9 protein-coding genes and 2 tRNA genes are annotated in these 14,182 nt (G+C 38.2%); 8 read left to right on the top strand and 3 right to left on the bottom strand.

Annotation, left to right across the window (positions count from 1 at the left end; translation table 11 throughout):
• The gene (rcsD, locus tag SJ312_RS06340) at positions 1-2,694 is read right to left on the bottom strand and encodes a phosphotransferase RcsD (protein WP_187710394.1); all 2,694 of its coding nucleotides are present in this window, start codon (positions 2,692-2,694) and stop codon (positions 1-3) included.
• A gap of 213 nt (positions 2,695-2,907) precedes the next feature.
• On the opposite strand from rcsD, the gene SJ312_RS06335 reads away from it, so the two are divergent.
• From SJ312_RS06335 to lpxL, 3 genes are all read left to right on the top strand, one after another.
• Positions 2,908-2,995 (top strand) — tRNA-Ser (locus SJ312_RS06335).
• 5 nt (positions 2,996-3,000) lie between these two features.
• Positions 3,001-3,076, top strand: a tRNA-Thr gene (locus SJ312_RS06330).
• Positions 3,077-3,645: 569 nt separating this feature from the next.
• Positions 3,646-4,569: an LpxL/LpxP family Kdo(2)-lipid IV(A) lauroyl/palmitoleoyl acyltransferase gene (gene lpxL, locus SJ312_RS06325; RefSeq protein ID WP_004259939.1), complete on the top strand. Its 924-nt coding sequence runs from the start codon at positions 3,646-3,648 to the stop codon at positions 4,567-4,569.
• Between the two features lie 483 nt (positions 4,570-5,052).
• Here lpxL and gltP read toward each other — a convergent pair whose 3' ends face one another.
• Both gltP and SJ312_RS06315 read right to left on the bottom strand, forming a co-directional pair.
• Complete coding sequence (gltP, locus tag SJ312_RS06320) at positions 5,053-6,360, bottom strand: glutamate/aspartate:proton symporter GltP (RefSeq protein ID WP_004259943.1); 1,308 nt, start codon at positions 6,358-6,360, stop codon at positions 5,053-5,055.
• A gap of 563 nt (positions 6,361-6,923) precedes the next feature.
• A complete protein-coding gene (locus SJ312_RS06315; protein WP_004259949.1) occupies positions 6,924-7,586 on the bottom strand; it encodes a GntR family transcriptional regulator in 663 nt (220 codons plus the stop codon).
• 404 nt (positions 7,587-7,990) lie between these two features.
• Here SJ312_RS06315 and SJ312_RS06310 point away from each other — a divergent pair, with 404 nt between their 5' ends.
• The 5 genes from SJ312_RS06310 to SJ312_RS06290 are packed head-to-tail and all read left to right on the top strand — an operon-like array spanning position 7,991 to position 14,169.
• Entirely contained in the window at positions 7,991-9,232 is a 1,242-nt protein-coding gene (locus SJ312_RS06310; RefSeq protein WP_004259957.1) for an NRAMP family divalent metal transporter, read from the top strand.
• A 14-nt stretch (positions 9,233-9,246) separates the two neighbouring features.
• Entirely contained in the window at positions 9,247-10,026 is a 780-nt protein-coding gene (locus tag SJ312_RS06305; RefSeq protein WP_110591900.1) for a LamB/YcsF family protein, read from the top strand.
• Positions 10,023-10,829: a putative hydro-lyase gene (locus tag SJ312_RS06300; RefSeq protein ID WP_094962314.1), complete on the top strand. Its 807-nt coding sequence runs from the start codon at positions 10,023-10,025 to the stop codon at positions 10,827-10,829. Before SJ312_RS06305 ends, SJ312_RS06300 begins: the two co-directional genes overlap by 4 nt.
• Positions 10,830-10,838: 9 nt before the next feature.
• Positions 10,839-12,413 carry a 5-oxoprolinase/urea amidolyase family protein gene (locus SJ312_RS06295; RefSeq protein WP_319867216.1) on the top strand — a complete coding sequence of 525 codons (1,575 nt, stop codon included), beginning with the start codon at positions 10,839-10,841 and terminating at the stop codon, positions 12,411-12,413.
• Positions 12,414-12,429: 16 nt separating this feature from the next.
• On the top strand, positions 12,430-14,169 hold the full coding sequence (locus SJ312_RS06290) for an acetyl/propionyl/methylcrotonyl-CoA carboxylase subunit alpha (protein WP_319867215.1): 1,740 nt from the start codon (positions 12,430-12,432) through the stop codon (positions 14,167-14,169).
• Positions 14,170-14,182: the final 13 nt, after the last annotated feature.

Genomic DNA, 14,182 nt, shown 5'->3' with positions numbered 1-14,182 from the left:
TTATTGGTTACCTTCTGGCATTAGTTTTTTGACTGAATTATCCAGCACGCTAATGCAATTTTTTATTTCCAATCCGTTTTCATCTGCTATGTAACGCTCCAAATCTTCACAAAGTTCATGAAGATAAGTAAATTCGAGCATAGCAAAAACTCCTTTTAAACGATGTGCAGTGTTTTTCAATTCGGTCAAATCCTCAACACTTTCACTATTATACAGTTTATTAATATCTATCGGTACTGTTGTGATAAACAAATCTCGATATCCGCTATTTGCCAGTGCTAATTGATAACTTGTAATTGCATTTTCAATTGATTCATTCGAGTTCTGTGAAAGCGCTTGAGTACTAACATGGTCTGGAGGCAAAATATCAGCATGCTCATGCTCTGCGTTTTCGATCAATAATGAGATAGCATCAATTAATTCATCAGCAAAATTGTAGTTAGTTTCGATGTAATGAGGTTGTAATTGATTAATCCCTAAAAGAGTACCATTTACTTTAACAATATTTTCAAAACATTCCTCATTATTATCAGTTATCAAAAGATCCCAGTCGGTGTGAGGGGAACTTTCACTTAAGTCCAAATATTCTGCTCCATAATTTGTTAATATGTTCCTAACAATCCGTGAGATATCTGCATTATGTATATTTAAACGTATACAAACATCTTCCAATAAAGCTGGGAAGTCTTTGACGAGCATTTCTTTAGCTGCAGGAAGCGTAATTTCATAATGAGTGCCTATTGCATCACTAGAACGAATAGAAAAAGTACCATTCATTTTTTTAACCAGTAACTTACATAAATAAAATGTTATGCCTGAACGCGTAAAGTTAGAAGCATTCAAAATTTGCCCAGTAAAAGGACTGTGTAAATTACTAAGCTCAAGATTACTGACCCCAGTTCCACTGTCTTTAATACTCAATAAAATTACATTTTTATTGGCATCATAAGATAACGCGAATGAAATTTTTCCAAAAGAGGTTGTCGCAATAGAATAATCCCAAATTAGTTGTATTAACTGTTTTAAATAATCAGGGTTTGCCATGATCAGTGAATCTGGATTGAGATTATCATGAAAATAAAGTGCTAACCCCTTGTTATTGCATTGGGATAAATTTTGTTTCAAAAACTCGCTAACAAGATTACTGATAGAAACGTTTTCAGTTTTTACTGAGCTAGCTTGAGACTCAAGCTGATTTAATAAGTTAATGTTTTTAAACCAGCGATTGATATAAAAAAGCTGACTTTCAATTTCTAAAATAAATGCGCGGTTATTTACGCTGACTATTTCGGATAATTTAGTTAATTGTTCATCCACCTTAATTAGTGAGGGTAATATCTCAGTACACATATTCTCAAATACAATCTTACGCATGTGAATATTTTTTTTGTACTCACGATTCGCTAATTCTTGACGTTTTTGGGTCAAGGCTTCTTTGTCTTTGTCGATAATAATAAAGAGAACGGTATTGGGTTTTGTCATGCTATTGACAAGAATAACTTCATAGATAATATTCTCGATAGAAACTTGGATAACATCATGGTTTTCTATCGCCATTTCTTTAATGTGAATAAGATCCATAGAAGGTAATAACTGGTTAGCAATATCATTGCTCAGAATTTTTTTGTTAGTATTAAAGTCATAAACCAAAATACCGTATGAAATATGGCTGATAATATCGCTTGTCAATGATTCATTAAAACTCAGCTCTTGCAACATATTTGTATTGGGCGAAATAAGGCGCTTACGAATGAATAGCATGATCAGTAAAGCGAAGAAGATCATAATAAGCATGCCAGTCATTAGCCATAAGTTATAGCCAATAACATTAAAGATAATACTTTTTAATGAGACATGGTAATAAAGTTGATAGCTGGTGCCATCAATAGGGTGGGAGAAAATGAGGTTAGTTCCGACCCAAGTTGTATGAGGTTCATTGCTTCCTGTGCTTGCAGGGCGTGTATTAATCGTAAAAAAATCCCCATTTAAATTTGGAGGGATCAGTGAATTGATAGAAATATCAAAGGATATGACACTCGTTAGCTGCCCTGGAGAATTAAACATTAGCCGGTAAGTATAGTAAAAAAGGTTATCGGGGGAGTACTTTTGAATATTTGAAATTATTTCCCGTCGGTCTAATAATGTTGATTGAGTCAACATATCAGCACGTTTTTCTTCAGCAGTTAATGTGAGATAACTTTCTTTAAAGCGTAGCTCAGGTTTAAGAATTGAATGAGTGGTCACTAAGACTAGGGTATTGTCTAAGCCATTGAGATAATACATTGAGTTATATTCATTACGGGCTCCCCAGACAATCTCCATATAATTTGCAAGTTTAGATGCTAAAACATTACTACTTTGCTTATTATTGCCAAACACAATAGCATCGATGGATTGGTTGGCACTACTTAGCCAAAAAATATCATGGCGTATTCCTGTCACGGCAAGCTGATCAGCGGATGGGGTAGAGGATTTATTATTGGCAATTTTGTAGATATGGCTTGCTTGATAACGATAATCTTCGATTTGATACGCTAACCGACTAGCCATACTGTTCAAACTAGCCTGACGGCTTTGAACCAATGCTTGATAGTAGTTAAATAGTGATAAACAAAGCATCACTATCAGCAGTAAAATAAATGCTGCGAAAATACGAAAAAGAGTGTTTGGCTTTAATAATGATTGTTTGTACATACTGTAGCAAGTCGTCCCATCGGCAAAAGTATTATTAGGTTAAAAATCATACGCCTAGAGAAAGGATAGACACCGATTTTGCACAGATATTACCATTTTTCTTGGAAAAGATAGAGCAATTGAGTGAAGATTAGCCAAACGAAGTAAAAAAATCAATTTTTTTACTTTCAGGGGTAGACAAGTTGCTGGGATTCCTCCATAATCTCGCCCCATGGAGAGATGGCCGAGCGGTCGAAGGCAGCGGTCTTGAAAACCGCCGATGGGAAACCATCCTAGAGTTCGAATCTCTATCTCTCCGCCATATTCGCCGGCTTAGCTCAGTTGGTAGAGCAACTGACTTGTAATCAGTAGGTCACCAGTTCGACTCCGGTAGCCGGCACCAAATAAGAACCCGTTACATTTAATAGATGTAACGGGTTTTTTCTTGCTTGTAATCCATATTATTTAACTACCTTAAGTCGCTGATGTGACAAACTTCTGGCTCCATCACCAAAAGAACATCAATTTTTCTTTCCATCGCTGATTGTGGTGGCTTCTTGAAAGCACCAATAAAAAGTAACGATTAAATTGACAAAAATCAGCAAAAAAATTCGCAAAATGACAAAAGTGCATATTAATAGTGAGATTAATTAAGCCATATATGTGATAATTTTATCTGTTCCTTGCAGTTTAAGTGATTATGTTGTTGGCCTAACCGATGCATAGTTTTGATGAATAGAAAACGAACTTCACAGAGCTATTTATTAATTAGCCATATTAAAAATCAAATATTGCTTAATGGCTTGGAAAGATTATTCGGCTGTTATCTACTCGAAAGGGAGATGAACTGCAAGGTATTCAGATAGTTATGGGTGAAAACCCATCTTGTTGTAGTAATCATGTTGAATTTAAAAGACTAAATATTGTCTAAAATAGCGTGCATTCTGCAAAGGCGAAGTATTGGGAGATATAATGTACGCCAAAAACCCATTTTCACTGAAATTGGTCCACCCGAAGTATGTAGTAACTTGGGTGGGAGTTTTTATCTTATTTTTATTAGTTCAATTGCCGTATAAATGGCAAATGTGGCTTGGTGCTTTTTTAGGCAGTAATTCACGGTATTTTATTAAAAGAAGAGTATCAATCATTAAGCGAAATTTAGAATTGTGTTTCCCAAATAAAAACAAAAATGAAATAGATACTTTGGTGAATGATAACTTAAAATCTTTAGGTATCGCATTATTTGAAACTGGGATAGCCTGGTTTTGGAGTGATAAAAAAGTTAAAAAATTATTTCAAGTAAAAGGAATGTCCAATTACTTAGATGCTATTGCTAAAAATAAAGGTGTGATTATTGTTGGGGTCCATTTTATGTCACTTGAACTCGGTGGCCGGATTATGGGGCTTTGTTTTCCTGTTAATGCAATGTATCGTCCTCATAACAATAAAGCGATGGAATATATTCAGACAAAAGGACGGTGTCGTTCTGGTAAAGGAATGATTGATCGTAAAAATTTAAAATTTATGGTTCAAGAGTTAAAAAGTGGTAAATCCATATGGTTTGCACCGGACCAAGATTTTGGAAGAAAAGGCACGATATTTGCGCCGTTTTTTTCTGTCAAAAATAGTTCCACGTCAAAAGGAACCTCAATACTTGCTCAATTATCTAAATCTCCAACACTCACGGTAACATTATTGAGAAATAAGAGCGGTGCTAATTATGATTTGGTACTGGGAAAAGAAATACTAGAATACCCAAGCTCTGATGCATTACAGGATGCAACAATAATTAACTCTATCTTAGAGGTTGAAATAATGAAAGCGCCCGAGCAGTACCTTTGGGCTCATCGACGGTTTAAAACCCGGCCTGAAGGGGAAGTGTCGCTTTATAGCTAGTTTTATATTTATCTTATGGCACTTTAAAGTTCATAATAAAAAACGAGATAAACACATGTTTTATCTCGTCTATTAATAATTTATAGCCTTGTTTAGCACAAGGTTATCGTTATAACCAGCTGTGTAGCATAAAGTATGATAATGAAAATATAAAAATTACCATTAGGTGTTGGAGCACCTTTAAAAACAAAAGAAATCTTCTTACTTGATTCATTGTTTCCTGCTTTGGCGAATATAATAAACGGCTAATTAAAACTCTTTTTTAGTGTAGTTCCACTAATAATAAAATACCAATTTCCATTTAAAAAATTAAAAAAATGTGAAATAAATTACACTTAATAAGTAAAAATAACTAAGTTAATGAGTAATTAATAAATAATAAAATATCTGGTCATTTATCACGTAAAATATGTAAAAATCGAATAGCCTTCAATAACGATGTTAATCGAAGACTATTCTAATATAGAGTTACTTTAGAATAAACTAAAAACTTTCTTCATATTCACGAGCTTTTTTATCGTCATAGTTATGTTCCCATTTGGCAATAACAAGTGCGGCTAGGGCGTTGCCTACAACGTTAAGTGCAGTACGTGCCATATCAAGAATTCTGTCAACACCCGCAATGAATGCCAATCCTTCTAGTGGGATACCGACACTTCCTAATGTGGCAAGCAGAACAACAAATGAAACTCCAGGGACACCCGCAATACCTTTAGATGTGATCATAAGGGTAAATACTAAGATTAGTTCTTGCCCAATGGAAAGTTCAATACCATAGAGTTGGGCAATAAAAATAGCAGCAATACTTTGGTATAATGTAGAGCCATCTAAGTTAAATGAATAGCCAATTGGAATAACAAAGCTTGTTACGGATTTAGGAGCACCATATTTTTCCATTTTATCCATAATACGAGGAAGTACGGTTTCAGAACTGGCTGTTGAGTAAGCGAGCAATAACTCATCTTTTAATATTTTCATTAAAGTGAAAATATTTATTCGACAATAACGAGCGACTAATCCTAGTACAACTACAGCAAAAAATATAATTGCACAATGGACGAGGATAACAAGTTTTAATAAAGGAACTAATGATGAAAAGCCGAAGTTAGCGACGGTAACGGATATTAATGCGAAAACCCCGATTGGGGCATACATCATAATCATATTTGTTACACGGAACATTGTTTCAGAGAAAGTCTGTAATACATTGAGTAACGGTTGTTTCTTCTCTGATGGTAAAGAAGAGAGCCCCAAGCCAAATAATACAGCAAAAAAGATGACTGGTAGCATATCACCACTTGCCATCGCTGCGAAAATATTACTCGGAACTAAAGTTAAGATCGTATTAATGATCCCCGAAGGGTGGCTTTCGACTTCTTGAGTGGTTTTTTCATATTGAGAAATATCGACTTGCGTTAATTGCGACATATCGATACCAACACCAGGCTGGAATATATTGGCAAAAGAGATACCGACGATAATGGCAATTGTAGTGATAATTTCGAAATAAAGGATAGTTTTAAAGCCGAGAGAACCTAATTGCTTAGTATTACCAACCCCGGCTATTCCAACAATTAGAGTCGATATAACAATAGGAACAACAATCATTTTGATTAACTGAATAAATATTTTACCTGCCGGGGAAAGAATATTTAGAATCAACCAATCTTTGTACTCTGTATTATCATGTAAAAGTGCACCAGCAATAACACCTAAAATAAGAGCAACCAGTATTTGCCATCCTAGGCCAAATTTAAACAGTTTCTTTTTAGTCACTTGGTTTAATGTCATAATGAAATCTCATTTTATATTAATAATTTTTATGTATGCGTTGTTATTATCATAAATTTTATATCGAATATTCGAGAAAACTACAACTATTAACTCGATAAATTTGAGTAATTTCAATATGTAATTTATATCAATATGTTTATTATGTTAAATTTAGATAGCAAAATAGCGATGCATGTTAAATATTATGGATTTTTGTTAATAATCAGTAGATTTTAAGGTGAAGTTGTCATTTTAATTAAATGTAAGCAATTATTTTAAATTGTTAATGATATTGCTTTTTTGTTACTTATTTTTTCGCGAATAAAACTAGATAGAGTAAAAAACAACCTCTAAAAATAATCTTTTTATTGAAAAGTCAGCAGAATATAATTTTCTGTATAACTCATTCAATTTAATAAGTTAATAAAAAAAGAATTTAATTTGAGCTAATCATTATTAGAAGAATAGGAATTATTAAAATATCAAGGTATGACTATAAATGACCACCTACTAAAGTTTATGTAATGAAATTAGTAAGGGATGAGCGAGTTAAATAAGAAAACTATTAATATTAAAGCAACTCAAAGTGCAGATTGTTTCCGTTTAAATGCAGCGAGTAATGTGCGTTCAGAAAGGTCTAAGTAATCACGTAACATATTAGAGGCATCTAAATTTTGGCCAGAGTCTAATAATCTAAGAATAGAATGGTTTTTATCAATATAGGGAGCATATAAAATTTTAGGGTCATTAAGATGACCAAAGGCCAGCCGTAATTCAGCGGATACATTACGGTATAATTTAATTAAGCGTTCGCTGTCAGATAGCTCAACAATGGCAGTATGAAATTTCATATTTGCAGTTCCTACACCCACCCAATTTTCTGTCTTTTCATGTTCACGAGCTTCTTGAACAGCATCTTTCATTTTTTGAACTGATGGATGCAAGGCATATGCATGAGTTAGTGCATCACATTCAATGAGTCGGCGAACTTGATAAATATCGATAATGGCAGCCATATCAGGCACTGAGACAAATACGCCCTTATTTGGGGCATAAGTCAATAAACCTTCCTGTGTGAGTACGCGAAAAACTTCTCGCAATGTATTTCGAGAAATATCGAGTTCCTCACTTAATGCTGCTTCAGATAAGCGTTGACCTGGTGTGATCTCCCCAACTGTTATCTTATGGCGTATAACTTCTGCAATAGTGACAGATAAAGTTTGTGCAACAGGTTGTTTTTTCATAATAAAGGCTAATTTTAGTCTCAGAGGTGATAAGGCGTTATATTCACATATTCAAGTTATAGCAGCAAGTTTCCTTTCTCTATTACTTATTCCATTCCATATATTTGCACAAGAATAGTGAAATTTAAATTTATTGCATCAATTTGGTGCAAGTTGCTTAATAAGCAATATGGTTTGTCAGCCAAAATTGTTAAAAAAGTGATCTCGTCTTGATTTTTAAACCAGCAATTACGATTTTTATTGATTGTTTATTCATCATTTAATACTAATTGTTCAACAATCTATTAAAAATGAATTAACAATGCAGCTAACAAGTAGAACAATGGCACGATAATTGCCTTAGTGATTGTGACATCAACAACTACATCAATAATTAAAACAATAACTATTAGAGGAGTATTCATATGGCAGCTCAAGAAAGTGCACCAAGTACTGCTGAATATGTGAAAAGCCGCCGTTCATCACTGATAAGCGCAATCTTTTTAATGGCAACCTCAGCCATTGGACCTGGGTTTATCACACAAACTGCGACTTTTACCGTGACATTAGGAGCCGCTTTTGCCTTCGGGATATTAGCGTCTATTGTGATTGACTTCATTGTGCAGCAAAACATATGGCGGGTTGTTACCCTGACTAAAATGCACTCATCCGAAATTGCGAATGCCACAATTCCTGGGAGTGGTTATTTATTAGCGATATTAGTTATTTTTGGCGGGCTAATATTTAATATTGGCAATATAGCTGGTGCAGGTTTAGGGCTTAATGCGTTAGTCGGCTTAGACCCGAAATGGGGCGGTTTGATTAGTGCATTATTGGCAATTTATATTTTTTCTTCTCGTAAGGCCAGTACCTTTATCGACAGGTTAATCATTGGGTTAGGTGTAGTGATGATTGGCTTAACTTTATTTGTCGCTATCGCATCAAACCCACCTGTTGGGGAAGCATTACGTCAAAGCGTATTACCTGACACAGTTGATTTTGCCATGATAACCACTATTGTTGGGGGCACTGTTGGGGGATATATCTGTTATGCAGGCGCTCATCGCTTATTGGATAAAGGCGCAGTAGGTATTGAAAACATTAAAGTTGTTTCTAGCGCAGCCACAAAAGGCATCTTAGTTGTTGGGTTGATGCGTTACATTTTGTTCTTGGCTATCTTAGGTGTGGTAGCCAGTGGTGTGACTATTGATATTTCAGGGCATGCTGCAAACCCTGCATCTCAAGCATTTCAGGCTGCCGCTGGTAATTTTGGTTTACGTATTTTTGGTTTAATTCTATGGGCTGCTGCACTCACCAGTGTGATTGGTGCAGCGTATACCTCAATGAGCTTCTTAACGGCATTTAAGTCCTCTATTACAGAAAGGCAGCGTAATGTTGCAACTATTATATTCATCGCAGTTTCTCTGATTGTTTATTTATCCATGGGAACAGCCCCCGCTGCATTATTAGTTTTTGCTGGTGGTTTCAATGGGTTAATTTTACCTATTGGTTTAACTTTATTTGTTTATATCGGCTGGAAGCGCTCAGATTTAATGTCGGGTTACCATTATCCACGTTGGTTATTATGGTCAGGTGTCGTGACATGTGCGCTAACTTGGTATATGGGCGCGATGTCTGTCGGTGCAATCTTTAATTATCTGAAATAACTCAAGGAGTAGCCATGAAAAAGCAAATTGATTTAAATAGCGACCTTGGGGAGAGTTTTGGACAATGGGAAATGGGCAATGATACCGCCATTCTTCCCGTTGTTAGTAGTGCGAACATTGCCTGCGGTTTTCATGCAGGCTCACCTGAAGGGATATTAAAAACCCTTAACGCGGCGAAGGAAAATGGTGTTGCTGTTGGTGCTCATGTTGGTTATCCCGACTTAGTGGGATTTGGTCGACGTAATATGGATATTGCATCGAGTGAATTAACTGCAGACGTGATTTATCAAATTGGTGCATTACAAGGGTTAGCAACCGCAGCAGGGGCACAAGTTTTATATGTTAAGCCTCATGGTGCACTGTATAACACGATTGCTCATGATAAACGCCAAGCAATGGCCGTTATTGATGCGATATTAGCCATTGATAAGCAATTGATATTAGTGGCATTAGCAGGGTCACCATTAATTGAGTGGGCAAGAGAATGTGGCTTAAATGTGGTCGCAGAAGCTTTTGCTGATAGAGCTTATAACAGTGATGGCACATTAGTATCTCGAAAATTAGCTGGTTCAGTATTACATGACCCACAGATAGTTGCAGACCGCATGTTGCAGCTGGTCATGGAAGGCGGTGTGATGTCAATTGATGGAAAATTTACACCTGTTGATGCGGGGTCAATTTGTGTTCATGGCGATAGCCCTGGTGCTCTTGAAATGGCAAAACAGGTGCGTGCCGTACTAGAAAAACAAGGTATTGAAATTTATGGTTTTGCTCACAAAGGAGACCACGAATGACACAGCTAATGAAGGCATCACTGCAGGCCATTGAAGCCGCTCGCCATGCACGCCAAGCCATCCGTGAGGGATATGACAAACCAACAGCAGGCCTTGCCCCGGGCATGACCCAAGCCAATATGATTGCATTGCCACGTGACTGGGCATTTGACTTCTTATTATACGCTCAGCGTAACCCAAAGAGCTGCCCTGTTCTTGATGTATGTGAGGCAGGGAGCTGGCAAACGGTTTTAGCTGAAGGTGCTGATTTACGTACTGATATTCCACGTTACCGTGTGTGGGAGAAAGGACAGCTAGTAGATGAAATTACGGATGCGACAGAAATTTATCAGCAACATCCTGATTTAGTAACTTTTTTAATTGGTTGTAGCTTTACATTCGAAACGCCAATGATTGAAGCGGGTATTGATGTACGGCATATCACGGATAAATCCAATGTTCCTATGTATAAAACCAATCGCTTATGTCGTCCAGCAGGGCGTTTACAAGGTGAATTAGTGGTTTCAATGCGACCAATACCCGCACATCGCGTTGCTGATGCAGTAAGTATCACTGGCCGGTTTCCCGCAGTGCATGGCACTCCTGTTCATATTGGTGCGCCAGAACAATTAGGTATTGCTGACATTATGCAGCCTGACTTCGGTGATGCGGTTCGTATTGAAGAGGGCGAAATTCCCGTTTTTTGGGCTTGCGGTGTAACGCCTCAAGCGGCAGTAATGAAATCTGGGGTTCCATTCGCATTAAGCCATGCACCCGGTTACATGTTTATTACGGATGTACCTGATGCCGCATATCACATATAGAGGTGCCAATTGAGATTTTTACCCGTCAATTTAAGTGCTTTTATGGTGGAGTTGGAAAGTCTTGAACAAACAATGGCATTGACTGATTCTTTAACAGAAATGCCCATTTATGGGATTGATGAAATAACACCAGCAGCAAGGACGATTTTAATTCGTTACAACCCGTTCAGGATTGATGTAAATGAGTTGGTTGAAAAGATATCGGTTAGGGATGTGTCGAGAAGAGTTGGTAAGGCCAGTAAATTGGTCACTATCCCTGTTCATTACAATGGAGAGGATCTTTCGGATGTTGCAGCGCATTTAGGGATATCCACTGCAGAAGTGATACGTCGTCACACAGAAAATGAATTTCAGGTTGCATTTAGCGGTTTTGCTCCGGGTTTTGGTTACATGGTGTCGAAAGGCGCTAATCTGAATGTTCCAAGGCGTCAATCACCAAGAGTGCGTATCCCTGCGGGATCTGTTGCCTTAGCCGGGGAGTTTAGCAGTGTTTATCCACAAGCTAGCCCAGGGGGATGGCAGTTAATCGGTGTGACTGAGCTATTAATGTGGGATATCAATCGACCAGAACCCGCACTCGTTCAGGCAGGCATGCGGGTAAACTTTGTTGATGCAACAAAAAGCCAGATTAGCTATAGCTTGCCAACTAAAGTAAGTATTGAAAAAAATGCTGAGAATGTCAGTGCTGATTTAACCGTTTTAGCGACAGGATTACAGGTTTTATTCCAAGATTTAGGGCGTATTGGCCAATCAGCATTAGGTATTTCAGAATCTGGCAGTATGGATAAATCGGCATTGCGTAGTGCAAATCGTATTGTGGGGAATAAATCAGACTCCGCCGTTTTAGAGATAACGCAAGGTGGGTTTAAGGCTCAAGCGCACAAAGACCTTATTGTTGCAGTGACTGGTGCACCTTGTACTATTGAGGTTCTTACGGAAGAAAACCAACAATATCAAGTTAATACTTATCAACCAATTCATTTAGCAAAAGGCGATACCATTAAATTAAGCCGCCCTAACAAAGGGGTACGTAGTTATTTCGCTGTGCGGGGTGGTTTTAACATTGAACCTATTTTATCAAGTTGCTCGTTTGATACGCTGGCACAAGTTGGCCCTGCCCCAATCAAGGTAGGTCAAACATTAACGGTTAATACTAATTCGTCTCCATTAGCCGTTTCATTAAATGAGACACCTGCTTTTGATTACCCAGCAGAAAATGATGTTGTGGTTTTGGATGTGATATTGGGACCTCGAACGGATTGGTTTACAAAACAAGCCGTTGGCCAACTAACAAGGCAATTATGGCAAGTCACTGCGTCATCAAACCGAATAGGCCTGCGCTTATCTAGTGAAAAACCGTTAGAGCGCGAACAACTACAGGAGTTACCAAGTGAAGGGACTTGCATTGGGGCTATTCAAGTGCCAGCAAATGGCCAGCCCGTTTTGTTTCTTAATGACCACCCTTTAACCGGCGGTTATCCCGTCATTGGCGCGGTATGTGAATACCATTTGGATTTAGCAGGGCAAATTCCTGTGAATGCCAAAATACGTTTTAATCCACTTGGTGAATTTAAAGTATTATAAGGGAGCCATTGTGCTTATGAAAATGAATAACAACAAAAAACATAAAGTATTGATTGCTAATCGAGGCGAAATTGCAGTTCGTATTATCCGTGCATGTCGTGATTATGGTTTCCAGTCTGTTGCGGTTTATGCGGACAGTGACATTGAAGCTCTCCACGTCAAAATGGCTGATGAAGCCTACGGGCTTGGGGGAAACTCGCCAGCAGAAAGTTATTTAAATATTGAAAAGTTGATTAGTATCGCTCAGCAGTCTGGTTCAACTATGGTGCATCCGGGGTATGGTTTTTTATCTGAACGCGCTGAATTTGCGCGTGCAGTTGAAGGCGCAGGGTTAATCTGGATTGGGCCTAGCGCAAACAGCATTGATATACTAGGGGATAAGGTTCAAGCTCGCCATATTGCAATGCAAGTCGGTGCACCGCTAGTGGTTGGTACAAAAGACCCTGTGAATAGCGCACAAGAGGTACTGGAATTTGCTCATCAACATGGTTTACCTATTGCCATTAAAGCGGCATTTGGTGGTGGTGGCCGAGGGCTAAAAGTAGCTTGGCAACTCCATGAAGTTGAAGAACTTTATGATTCAGCTGTGCGCGAAGCTACAGCGGCATTTGGCCGAGGTGAATGTTTTATTGAACAATTTTTGCATAACCCTCGGCATATTGAAGCCCAAGTTATTGCAGATACGCATGGCAACGTGCTGGTGGTGGGAACACGTGATTGTTCACTACAACGGCGTAATCAAAAACTGGTTGAAGAGTCGCCAGCCCCTTTTTTATCGGAGAAGCAACAACAGCAAATTATCCAAGCCTCAACGGATATTTGCCGCAAAGCGGGCTATGTGGGAGCAGGAACCGTTGAATTTTTGCTAAGCCAAGATGGAACGCTGTCATTTTTAGAAGTGAATACGCGCTTACAGGTTGAGCACCCAGTCACAGAGGAAACCGCAGGGATTGACTTAGTGATTGAGCAGCTACGTATTGCGGAAGGTTTACCTTTAAGTATTAATGAGATGCCGACTCCTCGAGGGCATGCGTTTGAATTTCGTATTAATGCCGAAGATGCTGGGAATGGTTTTTTACCGACCCCCGGCACTATTACTGTTTTTGATGCACCAACGGGGCCGGGAGTCCGTGTTGATAGTGGCGTAACGGCAGGGACAACAATACCGGGTACCTTTGATTCATTAATGGCCAAATTAATTGTCGTGGGGAGTACTCGTGACCAAGCCATTTTGCGTGCACGTCGAGCACTGGCAGAATTTAATGTTGAAGGCGTTGCATCCGTATTACCATTCCATCGTGCAGTAATAGAACAAGCTGATTTGTGTGATAATTTTAGCGTACATACGCGTTGGATAGAGACTGAATTTAATGTGGAAATTCCACCAGCAAAACGGCAAATTCCATTATCGGATCCTGCGATGACTCGTACTTTTATTGAAATTGATGGGAAGCGTTGTGAGTTAGGTTTGCCCACTCAACTTTTTTCTGGTTTCTCAGTCAATAATTCAGCGGCATCCCATTCAGCCCCTCAATTAGTTGATAATCCTGATGCGGTCAACGCACCTATTTCCGGGATATTATTTAACTGGCTGATCCCTCAAGGAAATAATGTTTCTGAAGGGGATGTAATTGGTGTAATGGAAGCCATGAAAATGGAAGTGCAAATTGTTGCACACCGAGCAGGAACGTTGAAGTATTGCGCTACTAAAGGGGATTTTGTTGAAGCAGAAAGCCCAATAGCTGAAATTATTTAGTTTGATGCCAATT

The sequence above is a fragment of the Providencia sp. CIM-Carb-044 genome, assembly GCF_033901115.1.
Lineage (GTDB): Bacteria > Pseudomonadota > Gammaproteobacteria > Enterobacterales > Enterobacteriaceae > Providencia > Providencia hangzhouensis.
This window is presented reverse-complemented; position numbering and strand designations above follow the sequence as displayed.

What these genes read in the sequence shown, in the direction of transcription:
- rcsD (WP_187710394.1), bottom strand. Translation starts at nt 2,694, where the DNA reads ATGTACAAACAATCATTATTAAAGCCAAACACTCTTTTTCGTATTTTC.
- lpxL (WP_004259939.1), top strand. Translation starts at nt 3,646, where the DNA reads ATGTACGCCAAAAACCCATTTTCACTGAAATTGGTCCACCCGAAGTAT.
- gltP (WP_004259943.1), bottom strand. Translation starts at nt 6,360, where the DNA reads ATGACATTAAACCAAGTGACTAAAAAGAAACTGTTTAAATTTGGCCTA.
- SJ312_RS06315 (WP_004259949.1), bottom strand. Translation starts at nt 7,586, where the DNA reads ATGAAAAAACAACCTGTTGCACAAACTTTATCTGTCACTATTGCAGAA.
- SJ312_RS06310 (WP_004259957.1), top strand. Translation starts at nt 7,991, where the DNA reads ATGGCAGCTCAAGAAAGTGCACCAAGTACTGCTGAATATGTGAAAAGC.
- SJ312_RS06305 (WP_110591900.1), top strand. Translation starts at nt 9,247, where the DNA reads ATGAAAAAGCAAATTGATTTAAATAGCGACCTTGGGGAGAGTTTTGGA.
- SJ312_RS06300 (WP_094962314.1), top strand. Translation starts at nt 10,023, where the DNA reads ATGACACAGCTAATGAAGGCATCACTGCAGGCCATTGAAGCCGCTCGC.
- SJ312_RS06290 (WP_319867215.1), top strand. Translation starts at nt 12,430, where the DNA reads ATGAAAATGAATAACAACAAAAAACATAAAGTATTGATTGCTAATCGA.